The organism is Flavobacterium sp., assembly GCF_047602195.1.
GTDB lineage: Bacteria > Bacteroidota > Bacteroidia > Flavobacteriales > Flavobacteriaceae > Flavobacterium.
Window position 1 is genome coordinate 21,005 of record NZ_JASGHW010000004.1, and the last position, 24,387, is coordinate 45,391.

17 protein-coding genes and 1 pseudogene are annotated in these 24,387 nt (G+C 47.3%); 5 read left to right on the top strand and 13 right to left on the bottom strand.

Features of this window, described 5'->3' with window-relative positions; all coding sequences use genetic code 11:
* Positions 1-157: 157 nt before the first annotated feature.
* Positions 158-1,777: an Ig-like domain-containing protein gene (locus QM717_RS06540; protein ID WP_415036065.1), complete on the top strand. Its 1,620-nt coding sequence runs from the start codon at positions 158-160 to the stop codon at positions 1,775-1,777.
* Here QM717_RS06540 and QM717_RS06545 read toward each other — a convergent pair.
* The 5 genes and pseudogenes from QM717_RS06545 to QM717_RS06565 all read right to left on the bottom strand — a co-directional run bounded on the left by QM717_RS06545 (position 1,758) and on the right by QM717_RS06565 (position 7,236).
* Positions 1,758-2,522 carry an amidohydrolase gene (locus QM717_RS06545; protein WP_415036067.1) on the bottom strand — a complete coding sequence of 255 codons (765 nt, stop codon included), beginning with the start codon at positions 2,520-2,522 and terminating at the stop codon, positions 1,758-1,760. The two genes, QM717_RS06540 and QM717_RS06545, sit on opposite strands and share 20 nt — an antisense overlap.
* A gap of 55 nt (positions 2,523-2,577) precedes the next feature.
* Positions 2,578-3,321, bottom strand: a complete 744-nt coding sequence (locus QM717_RS06550; RefSeq protein WP_415036069.1) for a succinate dehydrogenase/fumarate reductase iron-sulfur subunit — start codon at positions 3,319-3,321, stop codon at positions 2,578-2,580.
* 13 nt (positions 3,322-3,334) lie between these two features.
* Positions 3,335-5,336: pseudogene (locus tag QM717_RS06555) on the bottom strand (fumarate reductase/succinate dehydrogenase flavoprotein subunit).
* A gap of 6 nt (positions 5,337-5,342) precedes the next feature.
* Positions 5,343-6,179: a succinate dehydrogenase cytochrome b subunit gene (locus tag QM717_RS06560; RefSeq protein ID WP_415036071.1), complete on the bottom strand. Its 837-nt coding sequence runs from the start codon at positions 6,177-6,179 to the stop codon at positions 5,343-5,345.
* 148 nt (positions 6,180-6,327) lie between these two features.
* Positions 6,328-7,236, bottom strand: coding sequence for a hypothetical protein (locus QM717_RS06565; RefSeq protein WP_415036073.1), 909 nt, complete (start codon positions 7,234-7,236; stop codon positions 6,328-6,330).
* Positions 7,237-7,350: 114 nt separating this feature from the next.
* On the opposite strand from QM717_RS06565, the gene QM717_RS06570 reads away from it, so the two are divergent.
* Genes QM717_RS06570 through QM717_RS06580 form a run of 3 tightly spaced genes read left to right on the top strand, consistent with a single transcriptional unit; the run spans position 7,351 to position 10,405 of the window.
* Positions 7,351-8,643, top strand: coding sequence for an aminopeptidase P family protein (locus QM717_RS06570; protein ID WP_415036075.1), 1,293 nt, complete (start codon positions 7,351-7,353; stop codon positions 8,641-8,643).
* Between the two features lie 45 nt (positions 8,644-8,688).
* On the top strand, positions 8,689-9,585 hold the full coding sequence (locus QM717_RS06575; RefSeq protein ID WP_415036077.1) for an alpha/beta fold hydrolase: 897 nt from the start codon (positions 8,689-8,691) through the stop codon (positions 9,583-9,585).
* A 37-nt stretch (positions 9,586-9,622) separates the two neighbouring features.
* The gene (locus QM717_RS06580; protein ID WP_415036079.1) at positions 9,623-10,405 is read left to right on the top strand and encodes an alpha/beta fold hydrolase; all 783 of its coding nucleotides are present in this window, start codon (positions 9,623-9,625) and stop codon (positions 10,403-10,405) included.
* Here the strand turns inward: QM717_RS06580 and QM717_RS06585 are convergent.
* The 4 genes from QM717_RS06585 to QM717_RS06600 all read right to left on the bottom strand — a co-directional run bounded on the left by QM717_RS06585 (position 10,402) and on the right by QM717_RS06600 (position 19,149).
* On the bottom strand, positions 10,402-13,170 hold the full coding sequence (locus tag QM717_RS06585) for a PD-(D/E)XK nuclease family protein (protein WP_415036081.1): 2,769 nt from the start codon (positions 13,168-13,170) through the stop codon (positions 10,402-10,404). The genes QM717_RS06580 and QM717_RS06585 overlap by 4 nt on opposite strands.
* A gap of 64 nt (positions 13,171-13,234) precedes the next feature.
* The gene (locus QM717_RS06590; protein ID WP_415036083.1) at positions 13,235-14,656 is read right to left on the bottom strand and encodes an OmpA family protein; all 1,422 of its coding nucleotides are present in this window, start codon (positions 14,654-14,656) and stop codon (positions 13,235-13,237) included.
* 99 nt (positions 14,657-14,755) lie between these two features.
* On the bottom strand, positions 14,756-15,946 hold the full coding sequence (gene kbl / locus QM717_RS06595; RefSeq protein WP_415036085.1) for a glycine C-acetyltransferase: 1,191 nt from the start codon (positions 15,944-15,946) through the stop codon (positions 14,756-14,758).
* 32 nt (positions 15,947-15,978) lie between these two features.
* On the bottom strand, positions 15,979-19,149 hold the full coding sequence (locus tag QM717_RS06600; RefSeq protein WP_415036087.1) for a UvrD-helicase domain-containing protein: 3,171 nt from the start codon (positions 19,147-19,149) through the stop codon (positions 15,979-15,981).
* A gap of 256 nt (positions 19,150-19,405) precedes the next feature.
* Between QM717_RS06600 and QM717_RS06605 the strand changes: the two genes are divergently transcribed.
* Positions 19,406-20,014 (top strand): superoxide dismutase, encoded by a 609-nt coding sequence (locus tag QM717_RS06605; protein WP_415036089.1) that lies wholly within the window; start codon positions 19,406-19,408, stop codon positions 20,012-20,014.
* Positions 20,015-20,288: 274 nt separating this feature from the next.
* Here the strand turns inward: QM717_RS06605 and QM717_RS06610 are convergent, their stop codons facing one another.
* The 4 genes from QM717_RS06610 to QM717_RS06625 form a co-directional block, all read right to left on the bottom strand.
* Positions 20,289-22,187: an amidophosphoribosyltransferase gene (locus QM717_RS06610; RefSeq protein ID WP_415036091.1), complete on the bottom strand. Its 1,899-nt coding sequence runs from the start codon at positions 22,185-22,187 to the stop codon at positions 20,289-20,291.
* 56 nt (positions 22,188-22,243) lie between these two features.
* Positions 22,244-23,170: a PfkB family carbohydrate kinase gene (locus QM717_RS06615; protein ID WP_415036093.1), complete on the bottom strand. Its 927-nt coding sequence runs from the start codon at positions 23,168-23,170 to the stop codon at positions 22,244-22,246.
* Between the two features lie 104 nt (positions 23,171-23,274).
* Positions 23,275-23,754 (bottom strand): ribonuclease HI, encoded by a 480-nt coding sequence (rnhA, locus tag QM717_RS06620; protein WP_415036095.1) that lies wholly within the window; start codon positions 23,752-23,754, stop codon positions 23,275-23,277.
* A 9-nt stretch (positions 23,755-23,763) separates the two neighbouring features.
* The gene (locus QM717_RS06625; protein WP_415036097.1) at positions 23,764-24,330 is read right to left on the bottom strand and encodes a phosphoribosylglycinamide formyltransferase; all 567 of its coding nucleotides are present in this window, start codon (positions 24,328-24,330) and stop codon (positions 23,764-23,766) included.
* Between the last annotated feature and the right edge of the window lie 57 nt (positions 24,331-24,387).

Sequence of the window (24,387 nt, forward strand, 5' to 3'; positions counted from 1 at the left end):
AACTATATAAAATTAGTGTAATAATATACTAATCTCGATTCATTCCTTCGTTATTTAGGAATAGGAAATGGCTTCGGATACAATGCCAATAAATCTGTAAAACATTTCGTTAAGAATAAATATAATCGTTATTTTGTGGTTTGAAAAAATACGCTTCATGCTACAAAAACACTTTCGCTATTTGTGCCTGTTCTTTGTGATCGTCTTGGCCAGTTGTGCCAAAAGGGGAACCATCTCAGGCGGATTGAAAGATACCATTGCGCCTGTGCTCAAAAACAGTTTCCCAAAAAACTATTCGACCAATTTCACCGGCTCAACGATCAGACTGAACTTTGACGAATACGTCAAGCTCAAAAACATCAACAAGCAGCTCATTGTTTCCCCGCCGATGAAGAATACACCCGAAATTCTGCCGAACAACGCCAGTAAATACATTACGGTTAAGATCAATGATACCTTACAGCCCAACACCACTTACAGTTTCAATTTTGGGCAGAGCATTGAAGACAATAACGAAGGCAATGCCTATCGTCAATTCAAATATGTTTTTTCGACCGGGCCTTATATCGATTCGCTGTCGTTGAATGGAAAAATCAAGGATGCTTTTGAGAAAACGACCGACAATTTCGTAACGGTCATGCTGTATGAGGTGGATGAAAAATACAACGATTCGTTGGTTTACAAACAAAATCCGCGTTATGTGACCAATACTTTGGACAGCGCCACGGTTTTCAAGCTCGAAAACCTCAAGGCCGGCAAATACCAATTGGTCGCCATCAAAGACGCCAATTCGAATTACAAATTCAACCCAAAGGAGGAAAAAATCGGGTTTCACAAACAATACATCACCATTCCGAACGATACGGTCTATGAAATAGAAATGTTCAAGGAAGTCGTCCCGTTCAAGGTGAAAAAAATTACCCAGGCATCGGGAAACAAATTGTTCATGGGCTACGAGGGCAATCCAAAAGACGCCAAAATCTTGCTGCGCAAAGGCAACCAGCCGCTCGACATCGTGACGACCCCTTTACCCGATAAAGATTCACTCCAGATTTGGTACAAACCCATCAAACTTGACGCTTCGGTAAAATTGGATTCGCTGGTGGCAGAAGTGAGCAAAAATGACAAGACGGAACAGTTTACCGTACGCATCAAAAACCAAAAAGCCGATACGCTGAGCTTGAACCCGGTCCAAAAAAGTGTCCTGCCTTTGCGCGAAAAGTTTACGCTGCAAGCCTCCGTTCCGTTGTCAAAGTTTGACGTTACCAAAATGCAGTTGCTTGACAAAGATTCGGTCGCAGTGGCCTTAAAAACGGTATACGATGAGCCCAAGCAAGAGGTTGGTTTCGATTTTGCCAAAGAACCTTTGCAGAAATACAAGCTTAAGTTGTTTCCCGGCGCCTTAACCGATTACATGGAACGGACCAACGACACCTTGACTTATGCATTTGAGACCCGGAACACATCGGAATATGGCAACCTGACCCTCAAACTGGAAAATGTGAGGCAATTCCCGATTATTATCGAACTGACCAATGACAAAGGTGCCGTACTCTATTCCGAATATTCCGAAGGCGCCGCGAAAATCGATTTTAACCTCGTCAGCCCGGAGTTATTTACGCTACGCATCATCTATGATGAAAACAAAAATAAAGTCTGGGATACGGGCAGTTTCCTCGAAAAAAGACAAACCGAACAAGTCATATACTATTCGAAACCGATCGATGTGAGGGCCAATTGGGATGTCGAGCAAACCATCAATCTGGCATCACCTTAAACTGGTCGCGGTCTTCGAGGAACGGGAATTTTTTTCGGATCTCGCGGATGTGCTCCAAATCCAATTCGGCCATCATCACCACTTCCGACTCAGAAGGCGTAATAACAAAATTACCGAGCCCGTCGATAAGCTGCGAATGCCCGATGTATTGGTGACCGTTGGCATCTTCGCCAATCCTGTTGAGCCCGATCACGTAACTCATGTTTTCAATGGCGCGCGCTTTGAGCAGCGCATCCCAGGCATTGGTTCTGGGTTTTGGCCAATTGGCACTGTAAATCAGCAAATCATAGTTTTCCACATTGCGCGAAAAAACCGGAAAACGAAGGTCGTAACAAACCAAGGGGCAAATTTTCCAACCTCTGTAATCAACTACTAATTTCTCTTTCCCCGGGGCATAAACATTGTTTTCTCCAGCCAAGGTAAACAAATGCCTTTTGTCGTATTGCTGAATCGTGCCTGACGGATGCACAAACAGCATGCGGTTGTAAAAGTGGCCATTTTCCGCGATGACCAAGCTGCCGACCAGGGCGGTTTGTCGGGCCATCGCAGTCGATTGCATCCACAGTACCGTTTCACCCGACATCTTTTCGGCTACGCGCTGCGGTTCCATCGTAAAGCCCGTACTGAACATTTCGGGCAATACGATCAAATCGGCTTCGGTTGCTTCGATTTTGTGGCTAAAATACTGGCGGTTGGCTTCGGCATTTTCCCAAACCAATGGCGCTTGAATGAGTGCTACTTTCATGAGTGCTAAAATAAAAAATCCCAACCTTTCGATTGGGATTTTCCGAGTTGAAATCTTATTTGATGCTCGCCGATAAATATTCCCTGTTCATTCGGGCAATATTCTCGAGTGAAATGCCTTTCGGACATTCGACTTCGCAGGCACCGGTATTGGTACAGTTTCCGAAACCTTCGGCGTCCATTTGGTGTACCATGTTGAGTACACGGTCGTGTGCTTCTACCTTTCCTTGCGGCAACAACGCGAATTGCGATACTTTGGCCGAAACGAACAACATCGCCGATGAGTTCTTACAAGAGGCCACGCAAGCCCCGCATCCGATACAGGTCGCAGCGTCAAACGCACGGTCGGCATCGTGTTTAGGGATCGGGATGGTATTGGCATCGATGGTTCTTCCCGAAGTATTGACCGAGATGAATCCGCCGGCATGCTGGATGCGGTCGAATGAACTTCTGTCGACCACCAAATCCTTGATTACAGGAAACGCTTTGGCGCGGAACGGTTCGATGTAAATCGTATCGCCATCCTTGAACATACGCATGTGCAGTTGGCAAGTCGTAACGCCTCTGTCCGGGCCGTGCGCTTCACCGTTGATGTAAAGCGAGCACATTCCACAGATTCCTTCGCGGCAATCATGGTCGAAAGCCACCGGCTCATCGCCTTTGTTGATCAACTGTTCGTTCAACACGTCGAGCATTTCAAGGAATGACATATCCGGCTCGATTCCGTCGATTGGATAGTCTACCATTTGTCCTTTGTCGGCGGCATTTTTCTGACGCCATATTTTTAAAGTCAGTTTCATACTTTCCTTTGTATTATTTGTAACTGCGCGTTACCAATTTAACATTATCAAACACGAGGTTTTCTTTGTGCAATACCGCTTCGCTTGGTTTTCCTTTGTATTCCCAGGCGGCAACATAAGCAAAATTGTCGTCATCCCTTTTGGCTTCCCCATCTTCTGATTGGTATTCCTCACGGAAGTGACCGCCACAGGATTCGTTTCTGTGCAAAGCATCTTTGGCAAACAATTCCCCGAGCTCCAGGAAATCGGCCACACGCATCGCTTTTTCGAGCTCCTGGTTGAAGCTGTTGAGCGTTCCTGGCACTTTGACATCGCGGTGGAATTCTTCGCGCAAGGCGGCAATTTCACTGATGGCCTCGGTCAAACCTTGGGCATTACGCGCCATTCCGACTTTATCCCACATGATTTTTCCGAGCTTCTTGTGGAAATGGTCTACCGAATATTTACCATTGTTGTTGATGAATTTTTCCAATTGGTCGCGTACATTTTTCTCGGCCTCGATAAACTCGGGCAAATCGGTAGAGATTTTTCCCGTTTTGATGTCCGGCGCCAAATAATCGCCGATGGTGTAAGGCAATACGAAATAACCGTCGGCCAAACCTTGCATCAAGGCAGAAGCCCCGAGGCGGTTCGCACCGTGATCCGAGAAATTCGATTCCCCGATGGAGAAACAGCCCGGAATGGTGGTCATTAAATTGTAATCTACCCAAGTTCCGCCCATGGTGTAGTGTACCGCCGGGTAGATCATCATTGGCGTTTTGTACGGATTCTCATCGACGATTTTCTCGTACATCTGGAACAAGTTTCCGTATTTCTCTTCGACTACGGCAGTTCCGAGAGCGGTTACTGCTTTGGCGTCATTGGCATCGACTCCCTTAATGTAAGCCTGCTCCTTTCCGTAACGTTGGATCGCCGCAGCAAAATCGAGGTAAACGGCTTCTCCTGTTTTATTGACACCGAATCCGGCATCGCATCTTTCCTTGGCAGCACGCGACGCTACGTCACGCGGAACGAGGTTACCAAATGATGGATATCTTCTTTCGAGGTAATAATCTCTTTCTTCTTCCGACAAATCGGTTGGTTTTTTACGGCCTTCTCGGATGGCTTTGGCATCTTTCGAGGCTTTTCGGTACCCAGATGCGTCCATCGTTACGCAACGATTCGGACATCAGGGTCAATTTCGATTGGTGGTCACCCGAAACCGGAATACAGGTCGGGTGGATTTGTGTATAACAAGGATTGGCAAAAAACGCCCCTTTTTTGTGGATTTTCCAAGCTGCCGTCGCGTTGCTTCCCATCGCATTGGTCGAAAGGAAGAAAACGTTCCCATAACCGCCCGAACCGATCACGACCGCATGCGCCGAATGTCTTTCGATTTCACCGGTAATGAGGTTTCTGGCAATGATGCCGCGCGCTTTTCCGTTGACGATAACCAGGTCGAGCATTTCATGACGGTTGTACATCTTGATCTTGCCCCGTCCGATTTGACGGTTCATTGCCGAATAGGCACCGAGCAACAATTGCTGGCCGGTTTGTCCTTTGGCATAGAACGTACGGGAAACCAAGGTTCCACCAAACGAACGGTTGTCGAGCAATCCGCCATATTCACGGGCCAACGGTACACCTTGGGCGACACACTGGTCGATGATGTTGGCCGAAACTTCCGCCAAACGGTGTACGTTCGCTTCACGTGCACGGTAGTCACCGCCTTTTACGGTATCATAGAACAAACGGAACGTCGAGTCGCCATCGCCCATGTAGTTTTTGGCAGCGTTGATTCCGCCCTGAGCCGCAATAGAGTGCGCACGACGCGGTGAATCCTGGAAACAAAATGCTTTTACGTTGTACCCGAGTTCGGCCAGCGTCGCCGCCGCTGAACCTCCGGCCAATCCGGTACCTACGACAATAATATCGATGTTGCGTTTGTTGGCAGGGTTAACGAGATTGATGTGGTTTTTATAATTGGTCCATTTTTCTGCAATAGGGCCAGCTGGTATCTTTGAATCTAATGCCATGGTAAATTATGCTTTAAGGATAAAATGAATGTAAAGTGGAATGATGGCAAACAGCAAAGGAACGATGATGGAGAATCCGATTCCCGTGATTTTGATCAATCCATTGTATTTTGGATTATTGGCGCCCAAGGATTGGAAAGCACTTCCGAATCCGTGGTACAAGTGGAAAGCCAACACACCCATGGAAAGCACGTAAAGCAAAGTGTAGATCAATCCGTATTTGGCATCTTTGAAAAACGCAATGGTAATTTTGTACAAATCTTTGTAACCTTCCTTGATTTTGACATTGGCACGGCTGTCATAAAAATCTGTTCTGTCTTTGATGTAAACCATCTTTTGGTCGACCTGCGCCTTTGGCAAATATCCTCCGTCGGTGGTAACATAATATTCCGATTTCTGGCCCATCATGTCGATGTTGATCGTTTGGAGCGGCATGTTCTTGTCAAAATGCATCGGCGCCCAGAAAGTGGTCATGTGCGTCACGATAAAAATGAGAATCACCGTTCCCAAAACCCCCATGTTTCTTGAAGCCCAGGCACTGTTTGCCGCCGCATTGTTTTTAGCATAGTTGATGGGTCTGGCCTTGGCGTTTTTGTAAGTGAGCCAAGCCCCATCAAAAGCGTGAAAAATAATCGACGCATAAGTCAGGTAGGACAAGATTTTGACCGCTGGATTGGTGGTCATAAACAACGCGTATTTATTGAAGTTCAAAGCGTTGTCGGGAACAAGGAGTTGAAGGTTTCCGGCCAAGTGGCCAACGAGGAACAAGCATAAAAATAAACCTGTCAGAGCCATCCAGTACTTTTTCGCAAGGGACGACTTTAATAATGCAGATTTTGCCATAATATTTGTTTGTGAGAGTTTTAAAAATCCACACAAAAATACGGCAAACAGAGATTAACTACAACCTTTTCGATGTTATTTATAATGATTTTAAAATGAAAAATAAAAAAGCCCCAGACGGGGCTTCAAAAGATATTGTATCAATGATTTACGGCGCAATCTGGTAAGATGGAATCAATCCGCGCAAGCCCATATCGACAACATATTCACCTTGTGCCGGTTCATATTTTCCATCGAGCACCACTTCATGCCATTCGAAACTTTTGTTGACCGAAAGCGAAAGTGTTACCATCACATCTTTGGTTTCCGTACCGGTAATGGTCAATTTGTTGGCGAATTTGCCCGTCACCACGCAAGATCCCGCAGGAATCGGTGAAGTCGATGCGATGGGGTTCGGAACCGTTGTTGCGCCTGCCTGGCCTTCGGTGGAAAATGGATAATCGGCCAAAGCAAATGCCCAGTAACCCTGATTTTTATTGGCATTGACCGGAAAAATAGAATTCCCAATCTCGTGTGTCCCGATATAGGTTCGGAACCCGACAAAACTGGCCAACGTCCCGGCATAATCTACCCCATTGGCGCGAACGGGGATGTTGTAGTTTTGGTAAGCCAATGAAACACGAACCCATTCGTACTCACCGGCGGCTATATTTTTCAATGGAATCCTAAGGAAGGTCTCGCCCTGCGACACGATTTTCGACTGGCTGAAATCGATCGCATTTTGGCCGCCCATGGTCGTCTCGGGCGCATGATACAAAACCGCACCTTGTCCAATCTGCGTATAGGCGTTTGGCGCGAGTTCAAAATAATGTGCTGAAATCGAATTGAAATCGGGAGAGATGGCCGCATTGCCCGCCGCTACTGTCGAAGGTTGCCCGATATTGTTAAGACGCTCCTGGTTTTTGTCGAATTTGAATTTGACAACAAGGCTCGGCTCCGATGATTCAGGCGTTTGCGTAGGCGGATAAAGCTCCTCCTTGTCATCGTTGTCGTCACAAGAAACAAAGCCCAGACCCAGGGCCAAAACTAATCCGGCAAATAACAATTTGATTTTCATGTTGTCGGTTTTAATATTTCATTAACGCAGACAAATATAGTTTATTATAATTTCGATTCGCAAAAACCAAATTCCAACTTATTAGCTTAATTTTGGGATTCAAAAATAATTCGTATGAAATACCATCAAATTGACCGGAATCTTTTCATCAAGAACCGCTCAAAATTCACCGCACAAATGAAACCCAACAGCATTGCTGTTTTCAATTCCAACGATATTTACCCGATCAGTGCCGACAGCACGATGCCGTTCCAGCAGCACCGCGACATTTTTTACCTGAGCGGCGTGGACCAGGAAGAAAGCATTTTGGTGTTGTTCCCCGATGCCCCTTACGAACACCAACGCGAAATTTTGTTCCTGCGCGAAACCAACGAGCACATCGCGATTTGGGAAGGCGAAAAACTGACCAAGGAGCGCGCGTTCGAAGTATCGGGCATCAAGACCGTGTATTGGCTCACCGATTTCGAAAAAGTACTGTTCGAACTCATGACCTATGCCGAAACGATGTACATCAACACCAACGAGCATTACCGCCAATCGGTCGAAACCGAAACCCGTGAGGCGCGTTTCGTGAAATGGTGGAAGGAAAAATATCCCGCACACGGTGTCGCCAAGAGCAACCCGATTTTGCAACGCATCCGTTCCATCAAGGAACAACAGGAAATCGATTTGATGCAAACGGCCTGCAACATTACCGAGAAAGGTTTCCGTCGCTTGCTTTCGTTTGTCAAGCCGAATGTAACCGAATATGAAATCGAAGCCGAATTGATCCACGAATTCATCCGCAACCGTTCGAAAGGGTTTGCCTACACACCGATCATCGCTTCGGGAAACAATGCCAACGTATTGCATTACATCGAAAACAACCAACCGTGCAAGGCTGGCGATTTGATTTTGCTCGACGTGGCCGCCGAATACGCCAATTACTCCAGCGATTTGTCGCGTACGATTCCCGTTTCGGGCCGTTATACCGACCGCCAGAAAGCCGTTTACAACGCGGTTTTGCGTGTCAAAAATGAAGCGACCAAACTGCTCGTCCCGGGCACTTTATGGAAAGAATACCACAAGGAAGTGGGCAAGATCATGACTTCGGAATTGCTGGGTCTCGGACTCATCGACAAAGCCGACGTACAAAACGAAAATCCGGATTGGCCGGCCTACAAGAAATATTTCATGCACGGTACCTCGCACCATTTGGGGCTGGACACGCACGATTACGGTTTGCTGCACGAGCCGATGAAAGCCAACATGGTCTTTACGGTAGAGCCGGGCATCTATATTCCGGCCGAAGGTTTCGGCATCCGTCTCGAAGACAATGTGGTCGTCCAGGAAAAAGGCGAACCGCTGAACCTCATGCGCAACATCCCGATTGAGGTCGATGAAATCGAAAATCTCATGAATGCGTAACAAAAACAACAAGCGGCTTACTAATCGGTAAGCCGTTTTTTTTTTATGAAAAAAATCCTCTTTCTATTCTTGCTCAGTTTGGTAGCGCAGGCACAGTCCGGCGGTTTTTCTCCCAACACCGATGGTTCGAAAACCCATTACCGCACTTATGGTTCTGGCCAGCCCTTGCTCATCATCAATGGCGGACCCGGAATGAACAGCAATGGTTTTGAAGCCTTGGCACAGAAACTTTCCAAGCACAATCTCGTGATTATTTACGACCAAAGAGGCACCGGGAAATCGGTGCTGCAAAAACTCGATTCCAAGACGGTCTCGATGCAACTGATGGCCTCGGACATCGAATCGCTGCGCAAACACCTTAAATTGGAAAAATGGCATGTTCTGGGGCATTCTTTTGGCGGCATGCTCGCTTCCTATTACGCGACGCTTTACCCTGAACGGATTGACAAATTGATTTTATCGGCTTCGGGCGGGATCGATTTGGGATTGACCCAATATGTGGGTGCCGCAATCCAATCGAAACTCACCAAAACAGAGCGTGATTCATTGGCTTATTGGAATGCCAAAATCGCCAAAGGCGACACCACACACCAGACCCGTTTGGGGCGCGGCCGAAACTTGGCACCCGCTTATTTGTACGACAAAAAGTATGTCCCGATTCTCGCCGAACGGTTAACCCAGGGCAATGCCGATTTGAACCAGTTGATTTGGGACGACCTGGACCGCATTCATTTTGACTGCGCGCCGAAACTTAAAAATTACAAGAAACCCGTTTTGATCATCCAAGGCAAGGACGACATTATTAAGGCTGAAACGGCTGAGATTGCGCACCGGGCTTTTCAGAATTCGGAAGTGGTCTTTTTAGAGCATTGCGGGCATTATGGTTGGCTCGATGCGGAGAAGGAATATTTTAAGGCGCTGCATTCTTTTCTACAATCGTAATGCTTATTTTTGTTACAACCAACCCAAGTTGTACATTTTGAAAACCACCACCTACAAAAACACCCAAATTTCCTATTCCGATACCGGCAAAGGGACGGCAGTCGTTTTGCTGCACGGCTTTCTTGAAAACCAATCCATGTGGGATTTCTTCGTCGCCGAACTGTCCAAAAAATACCGCGTCATTACCATTGATTTGCTCGGTCACGGCCAAAGCGAAAGCCTCGGTTACATCCATACAATGGAAGACCAGGCCGATATGGTACAGGAGGTTTTAAGCGAATTGCGTATCCGTAAGGCGATTTTCGCGGGACATTCGATGGGTGGCTATGTGGCTTTGGCCTACGCCGAATTGTATCCCGAGAATGTAAAAGGATTGGCATTGGTCAATTCGACTTCAAGGGCCGACAGCGACGAGCGCAAAGCCAACCGCGACCGTGCGATACAAGCCGTCAAGAAAGACCACACTTCGTTTGTGCGGCTCTCGATCGCCAATTTGTTCAGCGAACCAAATCGGGAAAGGCTTGCCGATGCAATCGAAAAAGTCAAAGTCGAAGCCTTGAAAACACCGTTGCAGGGAATCGTAGCTGCGCTTGAAGGCATGAAAATCAGGAAAGACAGGGAAGTTTTGTTGCATTTCGGACCCTATCCGGTGTTGTTGGTTTTGGGCCAAAAAGATCCGGTGCTCAATTATGACGAATCGATCGAGCAGGCCGAAAATACCAAAGTGCAACTCGTCGCTTTTCCCGACGGGCACATGAGCCTGATTGAAAACCGCGATGCATTGCTCGAAACGCTTTTGGCTTTCTTTAAAAAACTCTAGTTGATTTTTTCGGTAAATGGAATTGCGGGATCGAGAATTTCCTTGAGCAATACCGCCAGTTCATCCTTATAACTTTCGGAAATCGTCTCGGTAACCACCGAAACGCCTTCTCTTTCTTCCTTGTATTGGAAGGGCAAAAATCCAGCCCTGAGGTTTTTGAACGACACGATGCCCACTTCCACCTCTTGGGTCCCAATCTCTGGCGCATACATGAAGGCATAGGCCAAAAGCTGTATGATTTTGTCGTTTTTGATGTCCTGGGTGAGCCCGTTCCAGCTTTTGAGCGTTACACTCCCCGATTCGACTTTTCCGGTCTTATAATCGATGATACGGATTTTCCCGTTGTGCTCCTCAATACGGTCGACCGTTCCTGCAATTTTTACGGGATAGGGCAAATCGCTGTGCAAAAGGTCACGCCCCTCGCATTTCTTCTCGAGTTCGAGGATTTTGATGGCCGCCCCATTTCGGATGTCTTCGCGCTCGAGCTTGAGGAAATTGGAAATATTTCGCTTGGCAACCTCAAACGCGAGCAGGTTCCGCCCCTTCCTGATTTCACCTTCCTTGTACACTTCCTTGAATTGCTTGAGCACTTCCTGATCAAGCAGCTTAAAGCAATTGTCAATGTCCGATTCCGAAAGGTATTTGCCGATCAAGGGCGTATAGAGCACTTCAAGCGTGCCATGGATGATGGTTCCGAGCGTATTGAGCGCGATGTTTTCCTCCACTTCTTCGACTTCATTGATGCGCAGGATTTTCTGGAAATAGAAATCGATCGGGTTTCGGATATAGGACGTCAGCGCCGACGGTGAAAACCCTTTTTCAGCAATTTCTTTCAACCGCAGCATTACGCTTTCCGATTTGGGAATGACCATGGGCTGGTAAACCGTTTCGGGCAAGACCGGGTTGTAGATTTCGTGCGTCAATTCGTGTTTCGGTTGCTTTTCGACTTCGAGTTGCGTAATGAATCGGCTTTTCTCACCCGCATCGAGCCCTTCGCTTTCGGTATTGTACAACAGGTAGATGTTCTTGGCCCGTTGGAGCAAATGGTAAAAGTGATAGGTATAGATTGCGTCTTTTTCCTTGAATGTCGGCAATCCCAATTCGCGTTTGACATCGTAAGGGATGAACGAATTCTGCGACTTCCCGGCGGGAAATTTTCCTTCGTTCATCGAGGTGACGATCACCGTCTCGAAATCGAGCACGCGGCTTTCGAGCACGCCCATGATCTGGAGCCCGTCGAGCGGTTCGCCTTCAAAGGACACTTCGGCTAAATCGATGACCTGCTTGTAAATCACGTGCAGTGTCTGCATGTCGTTGATGTGCTGGTGGCGTGCGTAATAATTGATGAGCTTGTTGATGGTCTTGAACACCGCATAGACAAAAGTCTTGGCGATTTTGTCTTGGTCGCTGTCGTTGCCCAGGTTGGTCTTGATGGTTTCGAGCAAATTCGAAATCGACTGCAAAACCGCCGTGGCATCATTTTCCCATTTCTGGAACAGCAGGCCAAACAACTTGTTGGGATGGGACTGAAGCTCATACAACCGCTTGTGTGTGATAAACGTATAGTTGTTTCGGTTGATGGTTTGGGCCAGCATTTTGGTATGGGCATACGGTTCAACCAACGGATGCGTCAGGATGTCGAGTACGTCTTTGTAATACAGCACATAACTTTCGCCACTTCGGGACAGGGCATTGGTATGCATCTTAAACAATTTGGCGATCAGGATCTGCGCCGGATTGTTTTTGGCCGTATACCCCATTGTAATATTCAAGGCGTTCACCGATTGGGGCAAGGCGTGCAGGACCGGAATCAGCAAATTCTCCTCGCCCAACACCATCGCTATCCGATCCAGTTTCGAATCGGGATTCTCAAGGATAAAACGCTCAATGATGCCACCGGCAATTTTGGCCTGGCCAATTGATTTCGGCGTGCCGATAATTTCAATTTTCTTGGTCTGGGCGAAATCGTCCACCATCCATTCGAAGGGATGAAATTTGTAGTGTTTCCAACTTTGCCTGAATCTCCTGATGAAAAGTCCGGCATCGTGGAAAGCGTCGTTCAAAAATGCCTGGTCGGCATCCCAATAGACCTTGGCCTGTCCGGTAGCCAGTAATTGTTGGATGATCTGTTCTTCAGCGGCATTCAAGGCATTGAAACCGGCAAACAGCAATTGCCTTTGCGCGAGTGAATGGGAATAATATTCGAGGTTGTTAACGGCTTCCCTGTAAATCAAGCCTTGGTAGCCGATTCCTTTGGCAAGCAAATGGCCGTACAGCGATTGGTAATAGTGCGGCAACAATTTCCAGAAACTGAGGTAATTCTCGATGAGCTCGGTTCGGTTTTCGACATCCACAGACCAATGCTCGATTTCCTTAATGTTTTCAAGGTATTTGAGCACCTTGTCCGGGTCGAGCAGGTAGCGATCGATTTCGTTGAAATCCTGCAACAGCGTCTTGGCCCAGTTGGCAAAGAGTTCAAACGTTTGCTGGTTCTTCTTTTCGGTAATCGACAGGTAAACTTCATAAAATTCGAAAACCAATTCGACGGCATCAACCGATCGGATTCCCGCAATATCCTGTATCAGTTCCTCGATGCTGATGATCTTGGGGGCGAAAATGGTTTGGGCAGCCTGTTTGCGAAGTGCCTCCATGAGAAATATCCTCGCCCGCTTGTTGGGCAGAACCACTATGGTTTGCGTCATCTTCGAAGAATAATCCTCAAGAATAACCTGTGCAATCTTGTCGAGAAATGTAGGGTTTGCCATTGTATAAAAATAAAAAAACGCCCCGATAAATCGAGGCGTTCTTCTATTATTTTAAGGTATCAAATTATTTTACCAATTTAACCTCAACACGACGGTTGTTGGCTTTACCTTTTTTGGTTTTGTTAGAATCGATTGGTTTAGTTTCACCGAAACCTGCAGAAGACAATCTGTCAGAAGCGATTCCGTTTTCGATCAAGTAGTTCTTAACGGCTGCTGCTCTGTCCTCAGACAATTTTTGGTTCATGGCATCTTTACCATCGCTGTCAGTGTGTCCTTCGATGCTGAATTTAGAAGAAGGGTATTCTTTCAAGATCGCAACGATAGACTGCAATACTGGGAACGTTTGTTGTTGGAAAGTAGCTTTACCAGAGTTGAACAAGATCGTTTTAGCGTAAGCGTTCAACTTCATGATTTGCTCCTCAGAGATTTCTGGACAACCATTGTTGGCTACAGTACCTTTAACATCTGGACATCTGTCGTCTTTGTCCAATACTCCGTCACCGTCTGTATCTGGCCATGGACATCCACCGTTTTCTTTTGGTCCTTTAACTTGTGGACATTTGTCATCTTTATCAGCAACACCGTCACCGTCAGCATCTGGACAACCATTCAATGATTTTGGACCAGCAACTTCTGGACAAGCATCGTCTTTGTCAGCGATTCCGTCACCGTCTGTATCAGGACATCCTTGGAATTCAGCCAAACCAGCAACTTCTGGACAAGCATCGCTTCCGTCAACGATTCCGTCACCGTCAGTATCAGGACATCCGTTGAATTGCTTCAAACCTTTTACTTCTGGACAAGCATCGTCTTTGTCGTAGATTCCGTCTCCGTCAGTATCTTTACCTCCGAATTTGAAAGTAAGACCTGCGAAGTGTTGCATATGTGAAGGAACGTTGTTCGCCATTCCTCTTTCTTCTCTTTCGTCGAATGATTGCTTGTAAGTAGACTGCAATGAAAGACCTACCATTTCAGAGAACCAGAAAGTCAATCCAAGACCTCCTTCTACGATTCCTGTGTTGGCATCTTCCAACCATACATAACCCCCACCTACATGAACTGAAGGGTCGATGTATTTCCAGCCCAATGCGCTACCGATGCTGTACTTGATGGTACCATCAGCAGCATAGTAAGCCAAATCACCTGGATTGCTTACAGGATATTCACCTGCACGCTCTCCGTTTACATATCCACGCTCTCCAACAAATTTTTTGATTTTGTTGATGGATCCAGTTACACCAACTGAGAAACCACTACCTACGTGTCTTGATACATTAATGTATGAAATAGATGGAAGGATGTTCCAGTTGTCTTCAACATTAAAGTACTGTGAAAGTTGATCTTCGAATTTAGATGCAGCACTCACTCTTGTGTCGACCGCATTCGTTCCAAAGGAAATCGCCCATGGATTGTTACTATCTTGTGCTTGTGTACTTAACCCCATAAATAGGCACGCAGCAGCAAATAATTTGTTAAGATGTTTCATACTTAATTTTGTTAGATTACAATATTTTATTGAACAAAAGTAAATAGTAATTTTTTAACTACAAAACTAAATGTTAAAAAAAACGGCCAAAAATGGAGATTATATAACATTTAGTGATTTACCTACAAGCGTAAAAGATTGTATGGCTTTGTCAAGGTGCTCTTTACTATGCGCAGCCGACAATTGCACGCGAATTCGCGCTTTTTCTTTCGGGACTACCGGGAAGAAGAAACCGATGACATAAATGCCTTCCTTTAACAATTCATTAGCCATTGTTTGAGACAATTTGGCATCGTACAACATCACCGGTACAATAGCCGAATCGCCATCGATGATGTCGAATCCCGCTTTTTTCATTCCTTCCTTGAAATAGTTGGTATTCCACTCCAATTTGTCGCGCAATGCGGTGTCTTTCTTGAGCAATTCGAAAACCTTGATCGAAGCGCCCACGATGGCCGGAGCCAATGAATTTGAAAACAAATACGGACGTGAACGCTGGCGCAACAACTCAATGATTTCTTTCTTGCCTGTCGTATAGCCGCCCATGGCACCCCCGAGTGCTTTTCCCAACGTTCCGGTAATGATATCCACGCGCCCCATGACGCCTTTGGCCTCCAGTGTTCCTTTTCCGGTGGCCCCGATGAAGCCCGCTGCGTGGCATTCGTCCACCATGACCATCGCATCGTATTGGTCGGCCAGGTCGCAGATTTTGTCCAGCGGCGCGACCACGCCGTCCATCGAAAACACCCCGTCGGTGACGATGATCTTGAAACGCGCCCCGGCGGCATTGGCCGCGACGAGTTGTTTTTCCAAATCGGCCATGTCACTGTTTTCATAACGGTAACGCTTGGCCTTGCACAAACGCACACCGTCGATGATCGAGGCGTGGTTCAGGCTGTCCGAAATGATCGCATCCTCTTCGCCGAAAAGCGGTTCGAAAACCCCGCCGTTGGCATCAAAAGCAGCCGCATATAAAATGGTATCCTCGGTGCCGTAGAAATCGGCTATGGCCTGCTCGAGCGTTTTGTGGATGTCCTGTGTCCCACAGATGAAACGCACCGACGACATCCCGAAACCGTGGGTGTCCAAAGCATCTTTTGCCGCCTGGATCACTTCGGGATGCGAAGACAGTCCGAGGTAATTGTTGGCACAGAAATTCAAGACCGTTTTGCCGTTGACCGTGATTTCCGCTCCCTGTGCAGAAGTGATGATTCTTTCTTTTTTGAAAAGCCCATTGCTTTCGATGGATTGCAATTCGCCTTGAAGGTGTTCTTTGATTTTACCGTACATATTGTCAGTTGTTGGTTGTTATTTTTATCGGATTACAAAGGTATTATTTTTACGGTTTCGCCTATGTAAACCAATACTTTTTTGGCGACCTCGTAGCCCATTTCTTCGATTGCTTGTTGGTAGCCTTCGAGTTGGTGCTGGTATTTGTGCTGGTGTTGTCCGGTCTTGTAATCGAGCAGCAGCACTTGGTTGCCCGGTGTGAGCACCATGCGGTCGGGTTTGACCGTCCCACGTTGTTTTTGGATAATGGACTGCTCGTTCCATACGGTGTTGTCCGCCGCAAAATAAGGTGCAAGCGCACTGTGGCCCACAATTTCTGAGATGGTTTCGCGCACCGCATCCTTTTGCAATACCGTAATGAGCCCATTTTCAGCGGCCCGTTCAAGGGCCTGTTCGATGTCGTTGGGCGTATGGATGAAAGACAATATTTCGTGCACCACATTTCCGTACGCTATGGCTTCCTGTTGGTGCGTTCCCCACATGAGCGCCTCGCTTCGGGCAATTTTGATGCTGGCCGGATCCAACGTTTGGGCAACCACCGGAATGGTCTTGGTCCCGATGGCCAAATCGTGTTTGACCGAAAGCCTTTGCGGGTTTCCGAAAGTGTACGTCAATTGATTTTCTTGGTACAGGCCCTTGGCCATCAAAAATTCGATAAAAAAAGTCGCCGTGCTTTCGGGATACTCCCCACTCTTATTGGGTTCCACAGCCTCGGAAATGACATACAACTGTTCTTCGGCCCGGGTCAGGGCCACATACAAGACGTTGATGTTGTCGAGCAATTCCTCTTGTTTTTTCTGTCGGTAAATCACCGCGGCATGCTCGCCAAAATCTTCCACGGCTTTGCTGTTGTCGATGAGCACTTTCGAAATACCGAATTCCGATTCCTCAGCATCGAGCCAAAGCCGATCCTTGCGCTGCCTGCTGTAATTCTCGTCCGCAAACGGCAAAATCACCACCGGAAATTCCAGCCCTTTCGATTTGTGGATCGAAATGATCCGCACGGCATCATTGCCTTCGGGCGATGGGATACTGAAGCTGTCCGATTTCTTGTCCCAAAACTCCAGAAAGTCTGGAATTCCGGCCTGTCCGCGCATGTCGCGTTCCAATACAATATCGAGGAAGTATTGCACATAGGCATTGCTTTTCTCGGACTGGATGAACCTCGACACCAACAATTCCACCGATTCATAAAGCGATTTCTTGCGCATTTCCTGGAACGTCAAGAAACTCGAATTGCCAGTCGCCGCTGCAAGCCAGACCTCAAATTCGGTTTCGTCGCGGTGTTCCATTCCTGCGGCGATGAAATCGTGCACGGGCATTTGGTCCTGCACATATTCCCCGATGTATTGCAGGAACAACGCCTTTGCTTCGAGATCGGCGTTGTTCTTGAGGTAACGCAACAAGGCAACCATCACCCGCACCTCGGTCGCATTCTGGATCATCAAGGTTTCGGAAGACTGCAAGGGAATGTTTTGTTCGGTCAGGTAATTCGCCACTGCAATGCCATTTTTGTTGTGCCGCACCAATACAACGATGTCTTTGTATTCGAATCCGTCGCGTCTTGCTTTTTCGATGGTCTCGAGCGTGGCGCGCACATACTGCTGGGTCTTGTCGAGCGGATCTTCGTCGGTTGCTTCGGCTTGCTGTTTGGCCAAAAAAGTGATGTTCACATAACCGCCCGTTTTGTCGTTGACTTCCTGTGCACTGTGGTTTTCATACAAATTACGGTAATCGGCCTGTTCGAAACGCGAGGCCAGTTGTGCAAAGAATTGGTTGTTAAAACTGACCACTTCTGAATAACTGCGCCAGTTTTTGCCGAGGCTGAAATTTTGCTTTTCGGGATTGTGGAACGGATTGTGGTCCTTGGAAAGCGCAATAAACTGTTCGGCCTTTCCACCGCGCCAACGGTAAATCGACTGCTTTGGGTCGCCGACGATCATCAGTGTTCCTTTTTGACCAAAGTCATCCTGGCCCGCCAGCGCATTGTCGATGAGTGGAATCAAATTTTGCCATTGCATCTCTGAAGTATCCTGAAACTCATCGATAAAAAAATGACGGTAACGCTCGCCCAATCGTTCATAGATAAATGGCGCGGGTTGGTTTTGGATTTCGCGGTGGATGATGGCGTTGAATTCGGAAATCGAAAGGATATTTTGTTCCTGCTGGATTTTTACCAATTCATTGCTGACCGTATTGAGCAGCGAAAGCGGCGTAATATTTTTGAGAAACGCCCGATAGAAATCGCGTTTTTCATAATTGCGGTAAACCGATTGCAAAATCGAAAGCCATTCGGGAATCAGGTTTTCGATGAGCGCGCGGTCGGCTGCCGTTTTATTGATGGCGATGTCGTCAAATTCATAAAACCGCTTGTGCGAACTTTTGAGTTCGTTGTTGAGAATATAACCCAAATGATTCGGGAAAGTACCGCGCGAAAATGACTTGGGATCGATGCCGTTTTGGTCGATCATTTGCAAGGCGAGTTCAGCCAGTTCCTTGTTTTGCTGATCAAGCGCAGCGACCGCCTCGGTCAGTTTATTCTTGATCGCTATGAACTCGGCAATCGATTTCTGCTGGAAATGCACAATCTCGTTGCGGTGGTTCTCGTTGAGCACCAAACGGCCCGTGTCGAGGATTTCGCGTGACACGTCCCACGATTTGTCGTCGTCGGTTTTTTCCATCGTGAAATCGATCAGCAATTGGGTCAGTTCGGGATCTTCACCGGCTTGGGCGATGATGGCATCGACGGCTTCGATGAGCAGGTTTTCGGTATCGAGTGACACCTCGAACGTCATCGGCAGATTGAGGTCGTGCGCAAAGGCACGGATGACACGGTGCGTGAATTTATCGATCGTCGAAATGTCAAAGGCCGCATAATTGTGGATGATGTGGCGGATGATGTTTTTGGCCTTCTGCTTGATTTCGGGCAGCGACAAACCCGTCTCTACGTGGATGTCCTGCATGAGCTGCTGCGCCTTGCCGTCTGGGTCGTCCTTGGCGAATTCGGAAAGACTGCCGACGATGCGCGATTTCATTTCGTGCACCGCTTTGTTGGTGAACGTGATCGCGAGAATGTTGCGGTAGGCGTCGTCTTTTTTGGAAACGAGAATGATCTTGAGGTATTCCTTGACCAACGCGCGCGTTTTTCCCGAGCCGGCCGAGGCGTCGTAAATTGAAAACGAAGGTGTTTGGAGTTTGGCCACGAATGCTCGAATTTAAGGACAAATGTTTGCTGTCTCGGAATCTCTAGCCCGGATGGCAGTGGAAATCCTTTTGCCTTGAGATTTTTCGCTGTTGCTCAAAATGACAATGTAGGCAAAAGATTGCAACGTACAGCCGGAAATAGCTCCCAATCATTATTTTCATTAATGAAATTATAACGAAAAAGGATTTCCGATTCCAAAGTTAAATTTTTAAATTTGAATAAAATATTTACGAACCAATTTTAAATCAATTCTTATGGCATTCGAATTACCGAAATTACCTTATGCATATGATGCGCTCGAACCGCATATTGACGCGCGCACGATGGAAATCCACCATAGCAAACACCACAACGCCTACACGACCAACCTCAATGCGGCCATTGCCGGAACGGATATGGAAGGCAAAACGATCGAAAATATCCTGATCAACCTCGATATGAAAAATGCAGCCGTACGCAACAATGGCGGCGGTTTTTACAACCACAATTTATTCTGGACGGTGATGTCCCCAAATGGCGGCGGGCAACCGAGCGGCGATTTGGCAGCGGCCATCGAACGTGATTTCGGCACTTTTGACGAATTCAAGGCGAGGTTCTCGAAAGCCGGCGCGACCCAATTCGGATCGGGCTGGGCTTGGCTGTGTGTGCATCCGGGCGGAAAACTCGAAGTGTGCGGTACGCCAAACCAAGACAACCCACTCATGCCAGAAGTAGGCTGCGGTGGAACGCCAATCCTGGGCATGGATGTTTGGGAGCATGCGTATTATTTGAATTACCAAAACCGTCGTCCGGATTATATCGAAGCATTCTTTAATGTCATCAACTGGACCGAAGTGGCCAGAAGATATGCGATGGAAAAATAAAATCAGTACAAACTGAAAAAAGAAAAGCGGATTCATTTTAGAATCCGCTTTTTTTATATCGATGAAAAACACCTGACGTGTCGTTCGTCGATGATTTTCAAACTTTTACAAAATAAAAAAGGTGAAATTTCTTTCACCCTTTTTGCCCCAAATCTACCATAAACTTAACCTACTAATGCTATGGTGATTCAAATGTATACTGACATCTATTTGTTAACAAATAAATTAGATGAACTACACTAAAAATCGATAAACTGCGCAAATGCACTGATTTTTAGTATGCTCTGGCGTCTTTTCCTTCGTAAAAATTCATAAATGCTTTGTTAACAACTCTGTTTCCACCCGGCGTTGGATAGTCACCGGTGAAATACCAGTCGCCCAAATTCTTCGGACAGGCTCTGTGCAGGTTGTCAACGGTCTGGAAAATGATCTTGACTTCGGCGTTGGTGTCGTCCGGACGCAGCATTTCGGCAATCTTGTCGGAAATCTCCTGGTCGGTAAACGGTTCGTAAATCGCATTGACGTGGTTCACGACATCGATGTCCTTGAGGTTTTCCTGTGCCTTGCACTTTTTATAGACCTCATCGACAATGCGGTAAAGGTTTCTTTCCTTGAGCAATTCGAGCGCGGCGCGGAAAGCGACCAATCCTTCGAGCTTGGCCATATCGATACCGTAACAATCCGGGTAACGGATTTGCGGCGCCGAGGAAACAATTACAATGCGTTTCGGTTTCAAACGGTCGAGCATTTTGATGATGCTCATCTTTAAGGTCGTTCCACGTACGATGCTGTCATCGATGATGACCAGGTTGTCGGTCGGTTTGATCACGCCATAGGTTACGTCGTAAACATGCGCAACGAGATCATCGCGGCTGCTGTCTTCGGTGATGAACGTCCGGAGCTTGGCATCTTTAATGGCGATCTTTTCGGTGCGGATCTTTACCGAAAGAATTTCCTCCAGCTTTTCTTTTGTCAATGTCTTGCGGTTGTCGAGGATGTATTGGTTCTTTCTGTGGTTCAGGAAATCGTTGGCGGCTTCGGCCATCCCGAAAAAGGAAACCTCGGCCGTATTCGGAATATAAGAGAACACGGTATTGTCGGTATCGCTGTCGATGGCTTCGAGCACCGCCGGCAAAACCAGTTTGCCCAGTTCTTTTCTTTCCTCGTAGATTTCGGCGTCACTGCCGCGTGAGAAATAAATGCGCTCAAACGAACAGGCTTTCTTGACCGTTGGCGGGATAATTTCGTTTTCGGAAACCTGGCCGTTCTTTTTGATGATGAGTGCATTTCCGGGCTGCAATTCCTGTACGGCGTCAAAGCCGACATTGAAAACCGTCTGGATGACCGGTCTTTCCGATGCCACGACCACGACCTCATCGTCCTGGTAAAAATACGCCGGACGAATGCCCGCCGGATCGCGGAACACAAATGCATCGCCGTGACCGAACAATCCCGCCATCGCGTAACCGCCGTCCCAGCCTTTGGAAGCGCGTTTCAAGATCCTTGTGATGTCGAGTTTATCCGCTATCACCGGTGAGGCTTCGCGCTTGGACAAGCCTTTTTCCTTGCATTCCTGGTACAGGTCGGTGACTTCGTCGTCGAGGAAGTGCCCGATTTTTTCCATTACCGTGACCGTGTCGGCCATTTCTTTGGGATGCTGCCCCAGTTCGACTAAGCTATTGAACAATTCGGTCACGTTGGTCATGTTGAAGTTTCCGGCCACGATCAGGTTGCGGTGCATCCAGTTGTTCTGGCGCAGAAACGGGTGCACGCTTTCGATGCTGTTTTTTCCGAAAGTACCGTAACGAACATGCCCCAAATACAATTCTCCTATATAAGGAAGATTTTTCTTTTGTGCGGCCACATCATCGGCATATTCCGGATGCGCGGCCAATTCTTCATTGATGCGGTCGTTGATCTGGGCAAAAATATCCTGGATCGGCTGACGATCGTTCGAACGCACGCGGCTGATGTAACGTTCGCCCGGCTCTACATCAAATTTAATCGACGCGAATCCGGCGCCGTCCTGGCCACGGTTGTGCTGCTTTTCCATGAGCAGGTACATTTTCTGGATGCCGTAGAAAGCGGTACCGTACTTTTCCTTGTAGAATTCCAGCGGTTTTTTTAATCTGATCAATGCGATGCCGCATTCGTGGTTGAGTTTGTCGCTCATTTTATTGTGTTGTTGTTATTTATAATTAAAAACGCCCCGTAAAACGAGGCGTACTTTTATTGTAATGCGATGTCGAACTGGGTCAATGCTCGGAATTGTTTGAGCCTGCCGACGACTTCGTCTTTTTGTAAATTTTCCATTCTTTCGGTTCCGAATTTCTCCACGCAGAATGACGCAAGGTTCGATCCGTAAATGATCGCGTTTTTCATGTTCTCGAAAGACACGTTTTCGCTTTGCGCGATGTAACCCGCGAAACCTCCTGCAAAAGTATCCCCGGCGCCGGTTGGATCGAATACTTCCTCGAGTGGCAAGGCCGGTGCGAAGAAGACTTCTTTGTTGTGGAACAACAGTGCGCCGTGCTCGCCTTTTTTAATCACTACATATTTTGGCCCCATCGTGTGGATTTTGGCTGCTGCCTTGACCAATGAATATTCGCCCGACAATTGGCGTGCTTCCTCATCGTTGATCGTGATCACGTCAATGCGTTCCATGACCGCTTTGAGTTCTGGCAAGGCACAATCCATCCAGAAATTCATTGTGTCCAAAACGACCAATTTCGGCTTGACCGTCATCTGATCCAAAACACTCGCCTGTGTCAATGGATGCAAGTTACCGAGCATCACTACATCGGCATCCTTGAAATGCTCCGGCACTTTGGGCTGGAAATCGGCCAAGGTGTTGAGTTCGGTCACCAAAGTATCGCGCGAATTCAAATCGTTGTGGTATTTGCCCGCCCAGAAGAACGTTTTGCCGCCTTTGACGATTTCCAAACCGGAAATATCAATGTTTCTTGACGTCAGCAAATCGAGGTACTCTTGCGGGAAATCATCGCCCACCACCGAAACGATTGCGGATTGCAGGTTGAAAAAAGAAGCGGAAAGTCCGATATAGGTTCCGGCACCGCCCAAAATTTTATCTGTTTTCCCGAAAGGAGTTTCAATGGCGTCGAAAGCAACGGTTCCGACAATGAGTAGTTTGTTCATTTGCAGGGTTTGAAATTAAGGCGCAAAGATAAACATAAGTTTCAGAGTTGCAAAGCACCAAAGTTCCAAAGTTTTGCCAAATTATATGGTTTGTAATGAACGGGTTAAAGCAGCGTACCTTCTTCCTTTTCGTAAAATGCATCGATGGAAAGTTTGGGTTGCAGCGCCGCCATGACGGCCAGCTCGTCGCAGCGTTCGTTCTGCGGATGGTTGTTGTGCCCTTTGACCCATTTGAAATCGACCTGGTGTTTGCGGTAAATCTTGAGGAAACGCATCCACAAATCGGGATTTTTCTTTCCCGCAAAACCTTTCTTTTCCCAACCAAAAACCCAGCCTTTGGTGACCGCGTCGATGACGTATTTCGAATCGGAAACGACCAGGACTTTCATCTGCGGTTTCTTGAGTTTTTCCAATCCGACGATGACCGCGAGCAATTCCATGCGGTTGTTGGTCGTCAGACGAAAGCCTTCATAGAATTCTTTCCGGTAACCGGTCCCGACGAGTTCCATCACCACGCCATAGCCGCCGTTCCCGGGATTTCCCCTGGATGAACCGTCGGTAAAGATGTAGACTTCGTGCGACACTTTGTAACGTTAGGAATGAAGGATGAGTTGTTCAATGACCATGGGAAAGAACCGGTGTTCGAGTTCGTGTACTTTGGCGGCAATTTCCTCGGCGGTCTCGCTCCCGTTCAATGCCGTGCTCTTTTGGAAAATGATGTCGCCTTCGTCGTAATGCTCGTCAATGTAATGGATCGAGATTCCGGTTTCGGTTTCTTTGTTTTCAATCACGGCACGGTGCACATGCATGCCATACATGCCTTTACCGCCATATTTGGGAAGCAGGGCCGGATGGATGTTGACAATACGGTCAGGATAAGCCTGGATGATGTTGAGCGGGAACTGGAGCAGAAAGCCGGCCAACACAATCAAATCGGGATGGAAAGCATGCAGTTTGAGCAATACGCTTTCGCCCAGCAATTCTTCTTTGGAGAAAAGAACGACGGGAACTTTGAGACTTTCGGCACGCGCAATGACCTTGGCTTTGGGATTGTTGCAAAACACCGCAACTACTTCGGCCTGTTGGTTTTGCCTGAAATACTGGATGATGTTCTCGACATTCGAACCCGAGCCCGAAGCAAACAGCACAATCTTTTTCATCAGTGGGAATTTTACCCCACAAAAATAAATGATAATAAATAGGTTTATAAAGTCTTT